Source organism: Streptomyces sp. NPDC054887 (assembly GCF_053610585.1).
In genome coordinates this window covers 157825-174467 of the sequence record NZ_JBSGYQ010000007.1, presented here as the reverse complement: position 1 = coordinate 174467, position 16643 = coordinate 157825, and the positions used below count along the sequence as shown (strand labels likewise).

Annotated in this window: 15 protein-coding genes; 12 read left to right on the top strand and 3 right to left on the bottom strand. The window is 73.4% G+C overall.

Annotation, left to right across the window (positions count from 1 at the left end; genetic code table 11):
• Positions 1 to 31: 31 nt before the first annotated feature.
• Complete coding sequence (locus tag ACWGH0_RS06455) at positions 32 to 415, bottom strand: SsgA family sporulation/cell division regulator (protein ID WP_453403002.1); 384 nt, start codon at positions 413 to 415, stop codon at positions 32 to 34.
• Between the two features lie 157 nt (positions 416 to 572).
• Here ACWGH0_RS06455 and ACWGH0_RS06450 point away from each other — a divergent pair, with 157 nt between their 5' ends.
• The 4 genes from ACWGH0_RS06450 (at position 573) to ACWGH0_RS06435 (ending at position 4462) form a co-directional block, all read left to right on the top strand.
• Positions 573 to 1646 carry an energy-coupling factor ABC transporter permease gene (locus ACWGH0_RS06450; protein ID WP_453403001.1) on the top strand — a complete coding sequence of 358 codons (1074 nt, stop codon included), beginning with the start codon at positions 573 to 575 and terminating at the stop codon, positions 1644 to 1646.
• A 1-nt stretch (position 1647) separates the two neighbouring features.
• Complete coding sequence (gene cbiQ, locus ACWGH0_RS06445; protein ID WP_453403000.1) at positions 1648 to 2409, top strand: cobalt ECF transporter T component CbiQ; 762 nt, start codon at positions 1648 to 1650, stop codon at positions 2407 to 2409.
• Positions 2385 to 3155: an energy-coupling factor ABC transporter ATP-binding protein gene (locus tag ACWGH0_RS06440; RefSeq protein ID WP_453402999.1), complete on the top strand. Its 771-nt coding sequence runs from the start codon at positions 2385 to 2387 to the stop codon at positions 3153 to 3155. Before cbiQ ends, ACWGH0_RS06440 begins: the two co-directional genes overlap by 25 nt.
• Before the next feature lie 149 nt (positions 3156 to 3304).
• Complete coding sequence (locus tag ACWGH0_RS06435) at positions 3305 to 4462, top strand: serine hydrolase domain-containing protein (protein ID WP_453403015.1); 1158 nt, start codon at positions 3305 to 3307, stop codon at positions 4460 to 4462.
• Positions 4463 to 4487: 25 nt separating this feature from the next.
• On the opposite strand, the gene ACWGH0_RS06430 is transcribed toward ACWGH0_RS06435, so the two are convergent.
• On the bottom strand, positions 4488 to 6125 hold the full coding sequence (locus ACWGH0_RS06430; protein ID WP_453402998.1) for a penicillin-binding transpeptidase domain-containing protein: 1638 nt from the start codon (positions 6123 to 6125) through the stop codon (positions 4488 to 4490).
• Positions 6126 to 6345: 220 nt separating this feature from the next.
• Here ACWGH0_RS06430 and ACWGH0_RS06425 point away from each other — a divergent pair, with 220 nt between their 5' ends.
• On the top strand, positions 6346 to 7125 hold the full coding sequence (locus tag ACWGH0_RS06425) for a DUF2382 domain-containing protein (protein WP_453402997.1): 780 nt from the start codon (positions 6346 to 6348) through the stop codon (positions 7123 to 7125).
• 69 nt (positions 7126 to 7194) lie between these two features.
• On the opposite strand, the gene ACWGH0_RS06420 is transcribed toward ACWGH0_RS06425, so the two are convergent.
• Complete coding sequence (locus tag ACWGH0_RS06420; protein ID WP_453402996.1) at positions 7195 to 8916, bottom strand: dolichyl-phosphate-mannose--protein mannosyltransferase; 1722 nt, start codon at positions 8914 to 8916, stop codon at positions 7195 to 7197.
• 61 nt (positions 8917 to 8977) lie between these two features.
• On the opposite strand from ACWGH0_RS06420, the gene rsmI reads away from it, so the two are divergent.
• From rsmI to ACWGH0_RS06385, 7 genes are all read left to right on the top strand, one after another.
• On the top strand, positions 8978 to 9907 hold the full coding sequence (rsmI, locus tag ACWGH0_RS06415) for a 16S rRNA (cytidine(1402)-2'-O)-methyltransferase (protein ID WP_453402995.1): 930 nt from the start codon (positions 8978 to 8980) through the stop codon (positions 9905 to 9907).
• 150 nt (positions 9908 to 10057) lie between these two features.
• The gene (locus ACWGH0_RS06410) at positions 10058 to 10465 is read left to right on the top strand and encodes a hypothetical protein (protein WP_453402994.1); all 408 of its coding nucleotides are present in this window, start codon (positions 10058 to 10060) and stop codon (positions 10463 to 10465) included.
• Between the two features lie 73 nt (positions 10466 to 10538).
• The gene (locus ACWGH0_RS06405) at positions 10539 to 11408 is read left to right on the top strand and encodes a TatD family hydrolase (protein ID WP_453402993.1); all 870 of its coding nucleotides are present in this window, start codon (positions 10539 to 10541) and stop codon (positions 11406 to 11408) included.
• Between the two features lie 317 nt (positions 11409 to 11725).
• Positions 11726 to 12928 (top strand): ubiquitin-like domain-containing protein, encoded by a 1203-nt coding sequence (locus tag ACWGH0_RS06400; protein WP_453403014.1) that lies wholly within the window; start codon positions 11726 to 11728, stop codon positions 12926 to 12928.
• A 482-nt stretch (positions 12929 to 13410) separates the two neighbouring features.
• Positions 13411 to 14298: a 16S rRNA (adenine(1518)-N(6)/adenine(1519)-N(6))-dimethyltransferase RsmA gene (gene rsmA, locus ACWGH0_RS06395; RefSeq protein ID WP_453402992.1), complete on the top strand. Its 888-nt coding sequence runs from the start codon at positions 13411 to 13413 to the stop codon at positions 14296 to 14298.
• Positions 14295 to 15194: a 4-(cytidine 5'-diphospho)-2-C-methyl-D-erythritol kinase gene (locus tag ACWGH0_RS06390; protein ID WP_453402991.1), complete on the top strand. Its 900-nt coding sequence runs from the start codon at positions 14295 to 14297 to the stop codon at positions 15192 to 15194. Before rsmA ends, ACWGH0_RS06390 begins: the two co-directional genes overlap by 4 nt.
• Before the next feature lie 58 nt (positions 15195 to 15252).
• Positions 15253 to 16638 (top strand): acyltransferase family protein, encoded by a 1386-nt coding sequence (locus ACWGH0_RS06385; RefSeq protein ID WP_453402990.1) that lies wholly within the window; start codon positions 15253 to 15255, stop codon positions 16636 to 16638.
• The last annotated feature ends 5 nt before the right edge of the window (positions 16639 to 16643 follow it).

The window sequence follows — 16643 nt, the reverse complement described above, 5'->3', positions numbered from 1 at the left end:
GGCCATGACGGCCGGCGGGACCTCACCGTTCTCAGTGGGCGGCTTCCGTGGCCACCGGTTCCTCGGCGGCGTGCGTGCGGCGCAGGAAGCGCAGCAGCGGCGCCCGGTCGAACTGGATCACGGCCATGCCCTGGTCCGACCGCAGCTCCATCACGGCCTGCACCCGGCCGCACGGCCACACCCGTACATCGCCGCTCTCGGTCTCGGCCGGACGGGTCATGCCGGCCTCCAGCAGGGCGCGCGTGAAGATCCACTCGTTCTCGGCGCCGTCGGGCGAGACGTCCGGCGGGAAGACCAGGCGGACCGTGAGCGGGTCCTCCCGGGGGTCGTAGCGGAGGGCCACGGGGACGGCGTGGCGCTGGGGGCCGTCCGTGACGAGGCAGGCCCGCGTGTGGTCCTCAATCGTCGGGGGCATCGGGCGGCTCCTAAGGTTCGGGGCTTATGTCCTCTAATGTCCCATATTTTGGGGCGTACGCCCCGCTTCATTTGTGACCCGTGCGCTCTTGCGACCTCTTTGCAAGAAGGCACTATCATCGAACGGTTCACCACACCGCAGGAAGCGGAGCCTCCCCATGCATGTCCCCGACGGATTCATCAACACACCTGTTTCGGCTGTGGCGGGCGTCGCAGCCATGGGTGCGGTCGCCGTCAGCCTGCGCGGAGCGCGCCGCGAACTGGACGAGCGGACCGCCCCGCTCGCCGGACTGGTCGCCGCGTTCGTCTTCGCCGTACAGATGCTGAACTTCCCGGTCGCGGCCGGGACCAGCGGGCATCTGCTCGGTGGCGCGCTCGCCGCGATACTCGTCGGCCCGTTCACCGGCGTGCTCTGCATCTCCGTCGTCCTGCTGATGCAGGGCATCCTCTTCGCCGACGGGGGGCTCACGGCGCTGGGCGTCAACATCACCGTCATGGGGGTGGTGACGGTGATCGTCTCGTACGTGCTCTTCCGCGGGCTCGTGAAGGTGCTGCCGCGCCGCCGCTCCTCGGTCACCGCCTCCGCGTTCGTCGCCGCGCTGGTGTCCGTGCCGGCCGCCGCCGCGGCCTTCACGCTCATCTACGCCGTCGGCGGCACGACGGACGTGCCGATCGGCAAGGTGCTGACCGCCATGGTCGGTGTGCACGTCCTCATCGGCATCGGCGAGGCCGCGATCACCGCGCTGACCGTGGGCGCCGTCATCGCCGTACGCCCCGACCTGGTGCACGGCGCGCGCGGCCTGTCCGCGCCGCTCAAGCTGCTCGTCGGCGGCGAGCTGGTGGACGCGGCCCCCGCCGAGGCGCCCGCCCCGGCCGCCGCCCGCTCCACCCGCACGGTCTGGGGCGCCGGGCTGGCCTCGGCGCTCGTCCTGGCCGGGATCGTCTCGTTCTACGCCTCCGCGAGCCCCGACGGTCTGGAGAAGGTCGCCGCCGACCAGGGCATCGACAAGAAGGCCGAGGACCACGCCGCCGCCGACTCCCCGCTCGCCGACTACAGCGTCAGCGGCATCGGCGACGGCCGGATCTCCGGCGGCCTCGCGGGCGTCGTGGGCGTCGGCGCGACCGTCGCGGCCGGCAGCGGCGTCTTCTGGGCGGTGCGGCGCCGGCGCGACGCGGACCGGCCGGCCGTCGCGGTCACGCCGGCGCGCACCGGGGAAAAGGAAACCGCCTGACATGGGCGCGGGCCACGCGCACAAGCTCTACCGGCACGGGCACTCGCCGGTGCACGCCCTGCCGCCGCACTGCAAGCTCGCCGCCGTCTTCTGCTTCGTGCTCGTCGTCGTCTCCACGCCCCGCGAGGCGATGTGGGCCTTCGGCCTGTACGCCGCACTGCTCGCGGGCGTCGCGTACGCGGCGCGGGTGCCGGCCGGGTTCCTGCTCAAGCGGCTGCTCATCGAGGTGCCGTTCGTGGCGTTCGCCGTGCTGATGCCGTTCGTGGCCCAGGGCGAGCGCGTGGAGGTGCTCGGCATGTCGCTGAGCGTCTCGGGCCTGTGGGGGGCCTGGAACGTCCTCGCCAAGGGGACGCTCGGCGTCGCCGCGTCCGTCCTGCTCGCTTCCACGACTGAACTGAGATCGCTGCTGCTGGGACTCCAGCGGCTGAAGCTGCCGCCGATGCTCGTGCAGATCGCGTCGTTCATGATCCGCTACGGAGATGTGATCACGGACGAGATGCGCCGGATGTCGATCGCCCGCCGCTCGCGCGGCTTCGAGGCGCGCGGCGTGCGGCACTGGGGCGTCCTCGGCAAGACGGCGGGTGCGCTCTTCATCCGCTCCTACGAAAGAGGCGAGCGCGTGCACCTGGCCATGGTCAGCAGGGGGTACACCGGCACCATGCCGGTGATCGACGAGGTGACCGCGACACGGACGCAGTGGTCGTACGCGGCGGCCCTCCCGGCCTCCGCGCTGGCGGTATGTCTGCTGGGATGGACCCTATGACGATGTCTCTTGAGGTCAACGGCCTCGCGTACGCCTACCCGGACGGCCACCAGGCGCTCTTCGGCGTCGACCTGAACGTCGCGCGCGGCGAGCGCGTGGCGCTGCTCGGGCCGAACGGGGCGGGCAAGACGACGCTCGTCCTGCACCTCAACGGCATCCTCACGGCGGGCGCCGGCTCCGTGACCGTCGCCGGACTCCCCGTCGGCAAGCGGCACCTCGCGGAGATCCGCCGCCGGGTCGGCATCGTCTTCCAGGACCCCGACGACCAGCTCTTCATGCCGACCGTCCGGGAGGACGTCGCCTTCGGCCCCGCCGCGGCCGGGATGCGCGGCGCGGAGCTGGAGGCGTGCGTGACGGCCGCGCTGGAACGGGTGGGCATGGCCCAGTACGCCGACCGGCCGCCGCACCACCTGTCCTTCGGCCAGCGGCGCCGGGTGGCCGTCGCGACCGTACTGGCGATGGAGCCGGAGATCCTGGTCCTGGACGAGCCGTCGTCCAACCTCGACCCGGCCTCGCGGCGCGAACTGGCCGACATCCTGCGCTCCCTGGACGTGACGGTGCTGATGGTCACCCACGACCTGCCGTACGCGCTGGAACTGTGCCCCCGTTCGGTGATCCTCAGCGGCGGCGTCATCGTGGCGGACGGGCGCACGCAGGAGCTGCTCTCGGACGAGGCGGTGATGCGGGCCCACCGGCTGGAGCTGCCGTTCGGGTTCGACCCGCGCTCGGTGCGGGTCGAGGCGTAGGGGCGCGCCGGCGGGGCGCGGCCGGCCCCGCCGCACCCGGGAACGTGCGTACCGTACGGGCGCCTTCGCGCGCACGGCGCTCCCGGGACCCCACGCCGCCCCGCCCGGCGGCGCCGTTGCACCATGGGGGCATGAGCACGCGCGCAGAAGTGGATGCCCAGGGCACGGTGGCCGCCGGATTCGAACCGGTCAGGGACGCGTTCGTGCGCAACTTCGCGCAACGCGGGGAACAGGGCGCGGCGGTGGCCGTCTACCGGCACGGCCGCAAGGTCGTCGACCTCTGGGCCGGCACCCGCGACGTGGACGGCACGGAGCCGTGGGCCGTGGACACCGCCCAGGTCGTGCGGTCGGCCACGAAGGGCGTCGCCGCCGCCGTGCCGCTGCTCCTGCACCAGCGCGGCCAGATCGACCTGGACGCCCCCGTGGCGACGTACTGGCCGGAGTTCAAGGCGAACGGCAAGGAACGCGTCCTCGTACGGCACCTGCTGTCCCACCGCGCCGGGGTACCGGTGCTCGACCGCCCGCTGACCCCCGCCGAGGCGATCGACGGCGTCAGCGGGCCGCAGGCCGTCGCCGCCCAGGCGCCCGCCTGGAAGCCCGGCACCGACCACGGCTACCACGCCCAGACGTACAGCTGGCTGATCGGCGAGCTCGTGAAGCGGGTGACGGGGCGGACCGTCGGACGGTGGATCGCCGAGGAGATAGCCCGGCCGCTGGGACTCGACTTCTGGGTCGGGCTGCCGGCCGACGAGGCCCACCGGGTCGGCCGCGTGGGCCCCGTCGAGCCGCCGCCCCTGGACAGCGGGGCGCTGCGGCTGCGCCCCAAGCGGAGCGTGAGCGAGGCGTACGCCGATGCCGCGTCGCCCACCCGGCGCGCCTTCGGGGCGATCGACCCGCTCCCGGACGAGAACGACCCGGCGTACCGGGCGGCCGAACTCCCCGCCTCCGGCGGGATCTCCACCGCCCGCGCTCTGGCCCGGTGCTACGCGGCGATGATCGGCGAGGTCGACGGCCACCGGCTGTTCGCCCCCGCCACGCTCACGCTCGCGCGCACCGAGGAATCGGCAGGCCCCGACCGGGTGCTGGTCGTGGGCACCCGCTTCGGGCTCGGCTTCATGCTGCACGGCTCCGGCGCACCCCTGCTCGCACCCGGCTCGTTCGGGCACCCCGGCCGGGGCGGCTCCCTCGGCTTCGCCGACCCCGAGTCGGGGATCGCCTTCGGCTACGTGACCAACGGCCACCAGAAGGGCGTCACCGCGGACCCCCGCGCCCAGGCCCTGGTAAGGGCGGTCCGGACCGCGCTCTGACCGCGGCACAGCCCCTGACGTATCGTCAGCCGGCGCGCAGTACCGCTGCCACCAGGGGGCCCGCCGCGTCGCCGCCGTGGCCGCCCGACTCGACGGAGGCCGCGGCGGCCACGTCGTCGCTGAACCCCGTGAACCAGCTGTTGGACTTGCCCTGGCCGTCGACCTCCGCCGATCCCGTCTTCGCGCCCTTGTCGCCGCCGACCGAGGCCATCGCCGCGGTGCCCGTGCCCCAGGACGCGGTCGCCGTCTGCCGCATCATGGCGAGCAACTGGCCGTGCACGGACGGGGAGAGGGAGCGGGAGGCCCTGGCCAGTTCGCGGCCGTCCAGCGACTGCGGCACGATGACCGGCTGACGGAACGTGCCGGCCTTCGCGGTGGCGGTGACCGACGCCATGTTGAGGGCGTTCATCTGCACGGTGCCCTGCCCGATGTACTGCGCCGCCGCCTCGCCGCCGGAGGACTCCGGGATCGAACCGTCGGCCGTGACGGTGCCGGTCTGCCAGTCCAGGCCCAGACCGAAGACCTCGCGCGCCGTCCTGGGGAGCGCCGCGTCGTCCCCGGCGTCGTCGATCAGCTTGACGAAGGCGGTGTTGCAGGAGCGGGCGAAACTGGTGGCGAAGGTGCCGTCCGCGATGGAGAAGTCGTCCAGGTTCTTGAAGGTGCGGCCCATGTACATCGCGGTCGGCGGGCATTCCGCCTTGCGGTCCGCGCCCGTCAGGCCCTTCTCCAGCAGCATCGCGGCGGTCACGATCTTCAGCGTGGAGCCCGGCGCCTGCTTGCCGAGGAACGCCGCGTTGTAGCCGTCCGTGCGGTTGTTGGCGACGGCCAGGATCTCGCCCGTACTCGGCCTGACCGCCGCGACCGACGCCTCGCCGTACTTCTTCACCGCCGTCTCGGCCGCCGCCTGCACGCCCGCGTCCAGCGTCGTCGGCAGTCTCCCCGCCCTGCCCTTGGCGAGGGTGAGCAGGGAGCGCGGGGCGACGCCGTCGCCATCGGCGCTCTCGATGCTCAGCTCGACGCCGGGGGTCCCGCCCGCCTTCTTCCCGTACTTCTCCCGCAACGCGTCCAGGACGGGCCCGAGCGAGGGGTACCGCTTCTTCGTCAGCTCTGCGCCGGTGCGGTCGACCGCCTTGACGGCCGGGGCCGAAGCCGGTCCCGTCCTCAGCACCTCGCCGTCCTCCAGCTCCGGGTGCAGTACGGACGGCTTCCAGTCGACCAGCGCCTCGCCCGAGGTGAGGCCGCGCACGACCGTCAGCTCCGACGCGTACGAGAGGGACTTGCTCGTGCCCTTGTACGTCACGGTGGCGTCGGCGGTGAACGGCACGGTCGCCCCCACCGGCGTGCCGGGCTTCAGCTCGACCTCGCTGATGTGCGCCGCGTCCCGGTAGCCGGACAGGGCGGGTCGCGCGGTCGCGGAGTCGTCGGTCAGTCCCGCGGCGGCGCTCGCGTCGCCCTTCGCCCAGGCGGCGAGGAAGTCCCCGGCGGTGTCCGCGACCTCCTCCGCGCTCGGCGGGCCCGTCCGCTTCGGCGCGGACAGGCTCCTGACGTCGCCCGGCCCCCCGCCGGTCTCCTCGCCGAACACCGAGTACGCCCCGTAGGCCACCCCTCCGGCCGTGGCCAGGAACACCCCGCCGACTATGGCGACCTTCGCTCCACTGCGCATGTCGTGCGGTCCCCTCCCCAGGAGTTCTGCTGAACTGAACACGTTCAAGAGGTGCAGTACCGCACCTTACGGGAGGCGGGGGACGCCGGAGGGGGCTGTTACGAGACCGGGACGGACGCCGATTCGGGCGAAAGAAGCAAAATTCTCCCTTTTGGGGGTTTTGTCCCCCGGGGGAAGTGGACACCCGCACGGGGAGCCCGACACGACGAGAGGGACACAAATGATCACTCGTGAGCAGATTCCCACGGTCCTCGACCACCCCGTCCACGACGGCGAGGGGAACAAGATCGGTGAGGCCAAGCATGTCTTCTTCGACGACATGACGGGCCGGCCCGAGTGGGTCACCGTGAAGACGGGCCTGTTCGGCACCAGTGAGTCGTTCGTGCCGATACGCGACGCCAGCGTGGTCGGCGACCACCTCGAGGTGCCCTACGCCAAGAGCAAGGTCAAGGACGCGCCCAACGTCGACGTGGACGCCGGTGGCCATCTCTCCGAGCAGGAGGAGCACCGCCTCTACGAGTACTACGGCGTCGAATGGGACGCCGCGTGGCACCAGGCCAACCAGCCCGGCGAGGGCGGCTGGGCGCGGGAGGGGACCGCGGCGGCCGGCACCTCCACCGGCGACGACGCGATGACCCGGTCCGAGGAGGAGATGCACGTCGGCACCGAGCGCCGCGCGGCCGGCCGGGCCAGACTGCGCAAGTACGTCGTCACCGAGGAGCAGCAGCAGACCATCCCGGTGCGCCACGAAGAGGTCCGGGTGGAGCGGGAGCCGATCACCGACGCCAACCGCGGCGAGGCGCTGTCCGGACCGGAGATCACCGAGGCCGAGCACGAGGTCACCCTGCACGCGGAGCGCCCTGTGGTCGAGACCAGGGCCGAGCCGGTGGAGCGGGTGCGGATGAAGGCCGAAGAGGTCACCGAGGAGGAGACCGTGAAGGGCACGGTCCGCAAGGAACGCATCGAAGCCACCGACGACGACATCGACCCCGGCAGGTAGGCGCGTCAGCACCGCCCGACGGCAGGACGGGCCCGGCGCCCCGCGGCGCCGGGCCCGTCCTCCGCGGCACTACACCCAGGTGTCGAACCAGATGCGGTCGCGCCAGGCGTCTATCGGGATCGTCTGCCCGGTGTAGATCGGCCAGAAGTAGACGAAGTTCCAGATGATGAGGAGTACGAGGACTCCCGCACCGACCGCTCCCGCCACCCGCCGCCGTTCGTGCGCGTGCGGCGGGCCCAGCATCGCGCCGATCATCATCGCCACCGCCAGGCACAGGAACGGCAGGAAGACGACGGCGTAGAACAGGAAGATCGTGCGCTCCTGGTAGAAGAACCACGGGACCCAGCCCGCCGCGACGCCGCACGCGATCGCTCCCGCCCGCCAGTCGCGCCGCAGCGCCCAGCGCCACAGCACGTACAGGAGCGCGAAGCACGCCGCCCACCACAGCAGCGGGGTGCCCAGCGCCAGTACCTCCTGGGCGCAGTCGCTCGTCTCCTTCGCCGGGCAGCCCTCCTCGCCGGGCTTCGGGGACTCGTAGAAGTACGACACCGGGCGGCCCAGGACGATCCAGCTCCACGGGTTCGACTGGTAGGTGTGGCCCGACGTCAGGTTGATGTGGAAGCTGTAGACCTCGGTCTCGTAGTGCCACAGGCTGCGCAGCCAGTCCGGCAGCCACGTGAAGGAGCCGCCTTTGCCGGCTCCCTGGGCCCAGTCCCGGTAGTAGCCCCCCCGGGTGACGATCCAGCCCGTCCAGGAGACGACGTACGTCACGAAGGTGACCACGACCGTCGACACGAACGCCGGCGCGACGTCCCGCCTCAGCACGGCGGCGTACGGCGCGCCCGCGCCCGCGGTCCGGCGCGCGCCCACGTCCCACAGGACCGTCATCAGGCCGAACGCGGCCAGGATGTACAGACCGTTCCACTTCGTGCCGAACGCCAGGCCCAGGCACACGCCCGCCGCGATCCGCCACGGCCGCCACCCCAGCCGCAGCCGCCGCGCGACCTCGGCGTCCGGGCGCAGCACGCCCTCGTCGTCCGTGGGGAGCGCCGCCGCGAGCCGCCGCCGCGCCCGGTCCCGGTCGACCAGCAGGCAGCCGAACGCGCCCAGCACGAAGAACATCAGCACCTGGTCGAGCAGGGCCGTGCGGCTCATCACGAAGTGCAGGCCGTCCACCGCGAGCAGCGCGCCCGCCAGGCAGCCCAGGAACGTCGAGCGGAACAGGCGGCGCCCGATCCGGCAGAGCATCAGGACCGACAGCGTCCCGAGGACGCAGACCATGAACCGCCAGCCGAACGGCGTGAACCCGAAGAGCTGTTCACCGATGCCGATGACCCACTTGCCGACCGGCGGATGGACCACGTAGCCGGGATCGGCCGGGACCGTGACCCCCGAAGGGTCGGCCAGCACCGACTTGTCGATGTCCTTCGGCCACTGGCCCTCGTACCCCTGGTGGATGAGCGCCCAGGCGTCCTTCGCGTAGTACGTCTCGTCGAATATCACCGCCTTGGGGCTGCCCAGGTGCCAGAACCGGAGCAGGCCGGCGACCAGCGCGACCAGCAGCGGGCCGCCCCACGCGGCCCACCGCACCAGGTGGCCGGCGAGCACGGGCGGCACGCCGAGCACCCTCCAGATCTGCGTGCCGGGCCTGCTGAAGGGCGGCACGAGCCGTTCGCGCAGCCCGGTGTCGGGCCTGGGCGCGTAGCCGTATCGGCGCAGCCGCTGCTGCCACGACGGCGGCTGGTCCCCGGGGGCCCGGCCCTGCTGGGCTTCTGACGCGGTACTGGTCACCGCGCCATCGTAGGGAACACATCTGTGCGCGTCGTGTGCGCGCCCTGCGAGGATGGCACTTGTGACTGGAACGACTGGAACGACTCGAACGGCTCGAACGGCCGCGGCGCCCGGAACGGCCGGAACGCTCGTGCTCGCGGGGACGCCCATCGGGGACGTGGCCGACGCGCCGCCCCGCCTCGCCGCCGAACTCGCGACGGCCGACGTCGTGGCGGCCGAGGACACCCGGCGGCTGCGCCGCCTGACGCAGGCGCTCGGCGTACAGACGACGGGGCGTGTCGTCTCCTACTTCGAGGGCAACGAGAGCGCCCGTACACCCGAACTCGTCGAGGCGCTGGAGGACGGCAAGCGGGTGCTCCTGGTCACCGACGCGGGCATGCCGTCCGTCTCCGACCCGGGCTACCGGCTGGTCGCCGCGGCCGTCGAGAAGGACATCAGGGTCACCGCGGTGCCCGGCCCGTCGGCCGTGCTCACCGCCCTCGCCCTGTCCGGCCTGCCCGTCGACCGCTTCTGCTTCGAGGGCTTCCTGCCGCGCAAGGCCGGCGAGCGCCTCGGCAAGCTGCGCGAGGTCGCGGACGAGCGGCGGACGATGGTGTTCTTCGAGGCCCCGCACCGGCTCGACGACACCCTCGCGGCGATGGCCGAGGTCTTCGGCGACGAGCGCAGGGCCGCCGTGTGCCGCGAGCTGACCAAGACGTACGAGGAAGTGAAGCGCGGCCCGCTCAAGGCGCTCGCCGAATGGGCGGCCGAAGGGGTGCGCGGCGAGATCACCGTCGTCGTCGAAGGAGCCGCCGAGACGGTGCGGGAACTGGACCCGGCGGAGCTGGTGCGCAGGGTGCAGGTGCGCGAGGAGGCGGGGGAGCGGCGCAAGGAGGCCATCGCGGCCGTCGCCGCCGAGGCCGGGCTGCCCAAGCGCGAGGTGTTCGATGCCGTCGTCGCGGCAAAGAACGCGGCACGGACGGGCCCCGGGGACGGCAAAGGACTATCGTGAATAACTAAAGCCGTCCCAAGCGAGAACCGCGCACCGACCGCGCACCGGGCCTTTCTTCATGGAAGGGCCAAGGCCGCTCCATATCTCGACAGGCACCGATGCGCTCCCGCCGGAACAGGCGTCCACTGGACCCAGTGGAAAGGAGCTGGCATGAGCGAGATCGCAGACACCGCCGGCACGGGCATGACCGTTCACGAGGCGTATGCCTTCGCCTGTATGAGGTGCGGGCACGGCTGGGAGCAGTCCTTCGAGATACACCACCACGTCGACGGCGACGGCCACGCGTTCGTGGTCTACACGGCCGACGGTCAGCGGGTCCCTTCGCCGCTCTCCCGCCCCACCTGCCTCAACTGCGGCGGGCACGTCGTGCGCATCATGAAGGCGGGGCAGGTCTCGTCGATCAGGGACATGCTCCGCGCCGCCGTGGTGGACGCGCCCATGGCCGGACCGGTCTCCGGGATCCCCGGGCCGGCCAGGGAGGACGCCCCCGGCCCGGTACGGGTGAAGCACGAGTGGCACCTGTCCGACCTGCTGCACCTGCACCGGCACGGGAAGTGACCGGCGGGGGCGCAAGCGCCACGTCCGCACCGGCGCCGGAAGCGGGGCTCGCGGTTTTCGTACGATCGTGACCATGAGCCCCAAGGACGCACTCCCGCCGCTGCCCGAACCCCTCCGGGGAGAGGTCGCCGATTCGCACACCCACCTGGACATGCAGGACGGCACCGTCGAGGAGGCCCTCGCCAAGGCCGCCTCGGTCGGGGTCACGACCGTCGTCCAGGTGGGCTGTGACGTGAAGGGCTCGCGGTGGGCGGCCGAGACCGCGGCGGCCCACGACAATGTGCACGCCGCCGTGGCCCTGCATCCCAACGAGGCCCCGCGCATCGTCCTCGGCGACCCCGACGGCTGGTCCCGGCAGGGGGCGCGCGCCGGGGGCGGCGACGGGGCCCTCGACGACGCGCTCACCGAGATCGACCGGCTGGCGTCCCTGCCGTACGTGCGGGGGGTCGGCGAGACCGGTCTCGACTACTTCCGTACGGGCCCCGAAGGCATGGCCGCCCAGGAGCGGTCCTTCCGGGCCCACATCGAGATCGCCAAGCGCCACGGCAAGGCGCTCGTCATCCACGACCGCGAGGCGCACGCCGATGTGCTGCGCGTCCTGGAGGAGGAGGGCGCGCCCGAGCGCACCGTCTTCCACTGCTACTCCGGCGACGCCGCCATGGCCGAGATCTGCGCCCGCAAGGGCTACTACATGTCCTTCGCCGGCAACATGACCTTCAAGAACGCGCAGCCGCTGCGGGACGCGCTCGCCGTCGCGCCCCTGGAGCTGGTCCTCGTGGAGACGGACGCGCCGTTCCTGACGCCGGCGCCGTACCGCGGACGGCCCAACGCGCCCTACCTCATTCCGGTCACCGTGCGGGCGATGGCCGCCGTCCGGGGCATCGAGGAGGACGTTCTCGCCGGGGCGCTCGCGGCGAACACGGCCCGCGCGTTCGACTACTGACGGGCCGTCCCCCGCGTCCGCGCTTTCACGCGGTGTGGTCGTGTTGCTTTGGAGAGTGACGACAGCTCCGCTAGTGTCCCGGGCCGCAGCGTCATCGGGGCGGACCGGACTACTGGAGCGTCGTGGGTTATTCGCAGGGCAGTCACCGGGCGGTGCGTGGCAGCGGCCGCCGGGCGGTGGAGACGGTGGTCCCGGCGGTGGGGACGGTGGGTCCGGCGGTAGATCCGGCGGCTGATGCGGGAGTCGGGGACGGGGGCCGGGTCGGGGCGGGGGAGTACCGGGAGTACAGCGCCGATACGTACGCGGCCTCGTACGAGCTGCGGGACGGCCGGCTGCCGCGTCAGGGGGCGGCGCGCGACGGCGTGGGACGCGCCGGGGGCAGGGCGGAGGCCCGCCGGGCCGCCCGGCGGCGCAAGGAGGCCGAGCGGCCCGAGGCACTGCGGCGGCTCGTCCCGCAGGCGCTGGTCGTCGCGTTCCTCGCCGGCGGCACCTCGGCGTTCGTCGCCAGCGACAAGGCGGTCAGGCTGAGCGTCGACGGCGTCCCCCGCACGATGCACACCTTCGCCGACGACGTCACCGAGCTGCTGGAGGACGAGGGCGTCGAGGTGGGGGCGCACGACCTCGTCGCGCCCGCCCCCGGCGCGGAGCTGGCCAACGGCGACGAGGTCGTCGTGCGGTACGGCCGCCCGGTGACGCTGACCCTGGACGGGCAGCGGCACCGGGTCTGGACGACCGCCGGCACGGTCGAGGGCGCACTGCGCCAGCTCGGGGTGCGCGCCGAGGGCGCGTACCTCTCCGCCTCGCGCTCCCTGCGGATCGGGCGGGCCGGACTCGCCCTCGACGTCCGCACCGAGCGGACCGTGACGTTCATGGCCGACGGCCGCGAGCGCACCATCCGTACGAACGCCGCGACCGTCGGCGAGGCGCTGGCTGAGGCCGGCATCAGCCTGCGCGGCCAGGACACCACCTCCGTGCCGGCCGGCAGCTTCCCGCGCGACGGGCAGACCGTCACCGTGATGCGGATCCGGGGGGCGAAGGAGGTGCGCGAGGAGCCCATCCCGTACGACGTGGTGCGGACCGCGGACCCGACGCTCTTCGAGGGCACGGAGGTCGTGGAGCGGGCGGGTGAGGTCGGGTCGCGACGGGTGACGTACTTCGTGCGTACGGTCAACGGGGTGCGGCAGAAGCCGCGGCGGATCGCGCAGGAGATCGCGCGGGAGCCGGTCGCGCGGCTCGTCAGGGTCGGTACGAAGGAGAAGCCGGCCTCTGTGGCCGGGGCGGACGGGCTCAACTGGAGCGGGCTCGCGCACTGCGAGTCCGGGGGGCGGCCGGGGGCGGTGGACGCGACCGGGAACTACGGCGGGCTGTACCAGTTCGACACGCGGACGTGGCAGGAGCTGGGCGGGAGCGGGCGGCCGCAGGACGCGGGCGCGGAGGAGCAGACGTTCCGGGCGAAGAAGCTGTACGTGCAGCGGGGGGCGAGTCCTTGGCCGCACTGTGGGGGGCGGCTGCGGGGGTGATGCGGGGGCTGCGCGGGGCGGTGCGCTGTGCGGGGGCGGGGCCGGGCGGGGCTTGAGGTGCCGGCACTGAGTGGCTTGCCGTGCGGGGCCCTGGAGGCGGTGCCCTGCCGTGCGGGGGCTTTGGGGTCGGTGCCGTGCCGGGGCGTCTCCTCGGGTGCCGAACGTGCGGGGTGGTGTGGTCTTCGGGGTGGTTGCGTTCGGCACCCTGCGGGGAGCGCTCCGGCACGTCCCCTCGGGCATCGTGGGGAGCGCCCCGGCACGTCCCCTCGGGCATCGTGGGGAGTGCCCCCGCTCGTTCCCTCCGGCCGTTGTGGGGAGTGCCCCCGCTGTGCCCTTCGGCCGCCGTGGGAGTGCGGGCAGCGCGCTCGTTTCGTGCGGTGCCGGGGAGTGGGCGGGCAGGGCGGGGGTTCCCTGGGGGGCGTCCACGTGTCTGCTTCGGTGCGGGGAGCGGGGTGGGGTGCTGGGGCCCTTAGGCTTGAGCGGTGAGCAGCACTGAGCCTTCTGAGACGCCTTCCCCGCACGACCTGCTGGGTCCCGCCGACATCCGGGAGCTGGCGGCGGCGCTCGGCGTGCGCCCGACCAAGCAGCGCGGCCAGAACTTCGTCATCGACGCCAACACGGTCCGGCGCATCGTGAGGACCGCAGAGGTGCGGGCCGACGACGTGGTCGTCGAGGTGGGGCCGGGCCTCGGCTCGCTGACTCTCGCCCTGCTGGAGGCCGCCGAGCGGGTCGTGGCCGTGGAGATCGACGACGTGCTCGCCGCCGCGCTGCCCGCCACGATCGCGGCGCGGATGCCGGAGCGGGCCGACCGGTTCGCGCTGGTGCATTCCGACGCGATGCACGTCACCGAGCTGCCGGGGCCGCCGCCGACCGCGCTGGTCGCCAACCTTCCGTACAACGTGGCCGTTCCGGTGCTGCTCACCATGCTGGAGCGCTTCCCGAGCATCGAGCGGACGCTGGTGATGGTCCAGTCGGAGGTCGCCGACCGCCTCGCCGCCCGGCCCGGCAACAAGGTGTACGGCGTGCCGTCGGTGAAGGCGTGCTGGTACGCCGACGTGAAGCGGGCCGGAGCGATCGGCCGGAACGTGTTCTGGCCCGCGCCCAATGTCGACTCGGGCCTGGTGTCGCTCGTGCGGCGGGCCGAACCCGTCAGGACCGCCGCCACGAAGGCGGAGGTCTTCGCGGTGGTCGACGCGGCGTTCGCCCAGCGGCGCAAGACGCTGCGGGCGGCCCTGGCCGGCTGGGCCGGATCGGCTCCGGCCGCGGAGGCCGCGCTGGTCGCGGCCGGCATCTCGCCGCAGGCCCGGGGCGAGTCGCTGACGGTGGAGGAGTTCGCGCGCATCGCGGAGCACAAGGGAGCGGGAGCATGACGGTCACGGTCCGGGTACCGGCGAAGGTCAACGTGCAGCTCGCGGTCGGCGGGGCGCGGCCGGACGGCTTCCACGACCTCGCGAACGTCTTCCTCGCCGTGGGCCTGTACGACACGGTCACCGCCACCCCGTCGGACGCGCTGCGCATCACCTGCTCGGGGCCCGACGCCGGTCAGGTCCCCCTCGACGTCACGAATTTGGCGGCGCGCGCGGCCCTCGCGCTGGCGGCCCGCCACGGGCTGTCGCCCGACGTGCACCTGCACATCGACAAGGACATCCCGGTCGCGGGCGGCATGGCGGGCGGCAGCGCCGACGGCGCCGGCGCGCTGCTGGCCTGCGACACGCTCTGGGGTACGCGCTCCTCGCGGGCCGAACTGCTGGAGATCTGCGCCGAACTGGGCAGTGACGTGCCGTTCAGCCTGGTGGGCGGGGCCGCTCTGGGCACCGGGCGGGGGGAGAAGCTGTCCGCCATCGAGGTGGGCGGGGCGTTCCACTGGGTGTTCGCGGTGGCGGACGGCGGCCTTTCGACGCCCGCCGTGTACGCGGAGTTCGACCGCCTGACCGCCGGCACCCGGGTTCCCGCGCCCACGGCCCGTCCGGCGCTGCTGGACGCCCTGCGCACCGGTGACGCGGCGGCGCTCGCCGGGGCCCTGGTGAACGACCTCCAGCCCGCGGCCCTGTCCCTGCGCCCCTCCCTCGCCGCCACCCTCGCGGTGGGCGCGGAGGCCGGCGCACTGGCGGGCCTGGTGTCGGGGTCGGGTCCCACCACGGCGTTCCTGGCGAAGGACGCGGACGCGGCCGAGTCGGTCGCGGCGGCCCTCGTCGCCTCGGGCACCTGCCGCACGGCACGGGTCGCGCAGTCCCCGGCGCCGGGCGCCACGGTCGTCGGTACCTAGGCGGATCTGAGTACGCGCGCTCTGCCGGGGCGGTGGGCGGGGGCGGCAGCCTGCCCGCATGGGAAACAGTGTGCGCGAACTCGCCGACCGGACACCCGCCGGGCGCGACCGGTACGTGGACCTGCTGCGCGTCGCCTCGCTCGGCACGGTCGTCGCCGGCCACTGGCTGATGGCCGCCGTGTCCGGCGACGGCCGGGTGGGGAACCTCCTCGCCGTCCTGCCGGAACTCCAGATCCTCACCTGGGCGTTGCAGGTGATGCCGGTGTTCTTCTTCGTCGGCGGGTTCTCGCACGCGCTCTCCTACCGGTCGCTGCGCCGCCGGCACGACGCCGTCTACTCCGTGTTCGTGCGCGCCCGGCTCCAGCGGCTGCTGCGGCCGACCATGGCCTTCGTGCTGGTCTGGGGCGTCGCCGCGCTCGCCCTCGGCGGGCGGGACGGGCTCACGGGGGTCGCGCTGCGGCTCGTCGCCCAGCCGCTGTGGTTCATCGGCATCTACCTCGCCATGGTGGCCTTCACGCCACTCCTGCTGAAGCTGCACGAGCGGCACGGTTGGGCCGCCTTCGCCGGCCTCGCCCTCGCCGCCGCCGCCGTCGACGTGCTGCGCTTCGCGGCGGGGGTTCCGTACGTCGAGTTCCTCAACTTCGCCTTCGTCTGGCTCGCCGTCCACCAGCTCGGCTTCCTGCGCGCCGACGGGCGGATCGGCAGGCCCGCCGTGCTCGCCGCCGGCGGGCTGGCCGCCGCCGCCGCGCTGGTCGCCCTCGGGCCGTACCCGCTGAGCATGGTGGGGATGCCCGGCGAGAAGGTCAGCAACATGGCCCCGCCGACGCTCGCGCTCCTCGCCCACGGCCTGTGGCTCGTCGGCGCGGTCGAGCTGCTGCGCGGACCCGGCGCGCGCCTGGTCGCCCGCCCCCGTGTCTGGCGGGCGGTCGTCGCCGCGAACGGCGTCGCCATGACGGCGTTCCTGTGGCATTTGACCGCGATGCTCGGCGTCTACGGCGCGATGCTCGCCCTCGACCTGCCGCTGCCCGCGCCGGCGAGCGGGGCCTGGTGGGCGCAGGTGCCCGTGCGCTTCGCGGCGGCGGCGGTGCTGACCGCGCTGTGCGTGGCGGCGTTCCGGGGCTTCGAGCGGCCCGCGCCCGGCCGCCCTTCCCCGGACGCTCCCGGCCGCTTCGCGGGCCTGGCGGCGGCCCTAGGCGTCACGCTGAGCCTGTTCGGGGTGCTCGGGCTCTCGATGGTCGGCTTCGGAGGGCTCCTCGAGGGACGTACGGCCGTCCTCGTCGCCGTACGGATCAGCGCTCCCGCGGCGGTCCTGACGGCCCTCGCGGGCTGGCTGCTCGTCGAGACGGCGGGGCGGATCCCGCGGGCGCGTGCCGTCCCGGGCGGGGGCGGGGGGCCCGGCGGACCGGGTGGGCGTCAGGAGGGTCCGGCGGGCGACTACGCTTGAGCGTC

Coding starts and splice junctions, on each gene's coding strand:
- ACWGH0_RS06455 (WP_453403002.1), bottom strand. CDS start 415: ATGCCCCCGACGATTGAGGACCACACGCGGGCCTGCCTCGTCACGGAC.
- ACWGH0_RS06450 (WP_453403001.1), top strand. CDS start 573: ATGCATGTCCCCGACGGATTCATCAACACACCTGTTTCGGCTGTGGCG.
- cbiQ (WP_453403000.1), top strand. CDS start 1,648: ATGGGCGCGGGCCACGCGCACAAGCTCTACCGGCACGGGCACTCGCCG.
- ACWGH0_RS06440 (WP_453402999.1), top strand. CDS start 2,385: ATGTCTGCTGGGATGGACCCTATGACGATGTCTCTTGAGGTCAACGGC.
- ACWGH0_RS06430 (WP_453402998.1), bottom strand. CDS start 6,125: ATGCGCAGTGGAGCGAAGGTCGCCATAGTCGGCGGGGTGTTCCTGGCC.
- ACWGH0_RS06425 (WP_453402997.1), top strand. CDS start 6,346: ATGATCACTCGTGAGCAGATTCCCACGGTCCTCGACCACCCCGTCCAC.
- ACWGH0_RS06410 (WP_453402994.1), top strand. CDS start 10,058: ATGAGCGAGATCGCAGACACCGCCGGCACGGGCATGACCGTTCACGAG.
- ACWGH0_RS06405 (WP_453402993.1), top strand. CDS start 10,539: ATGAGCCCCAAGGACGCACTCCCGCCGCTGCCCGAACCCCTCCGGGGA.
- ACWGH0_RS06390 (WP_453402991.1), top strand. CDS start 14,295: ATGACGGTCACGGTCCGGGTACCGGCGAAGGTCAACGTGCAGCTCGCG.
- ACWGH0_RS06385 (WP_453402990.1), top strand. CDS start 15,253: ATGGGAAACAGTGTGCGCGAACTCGCCGACCGGACACCCGCCGGGCGC.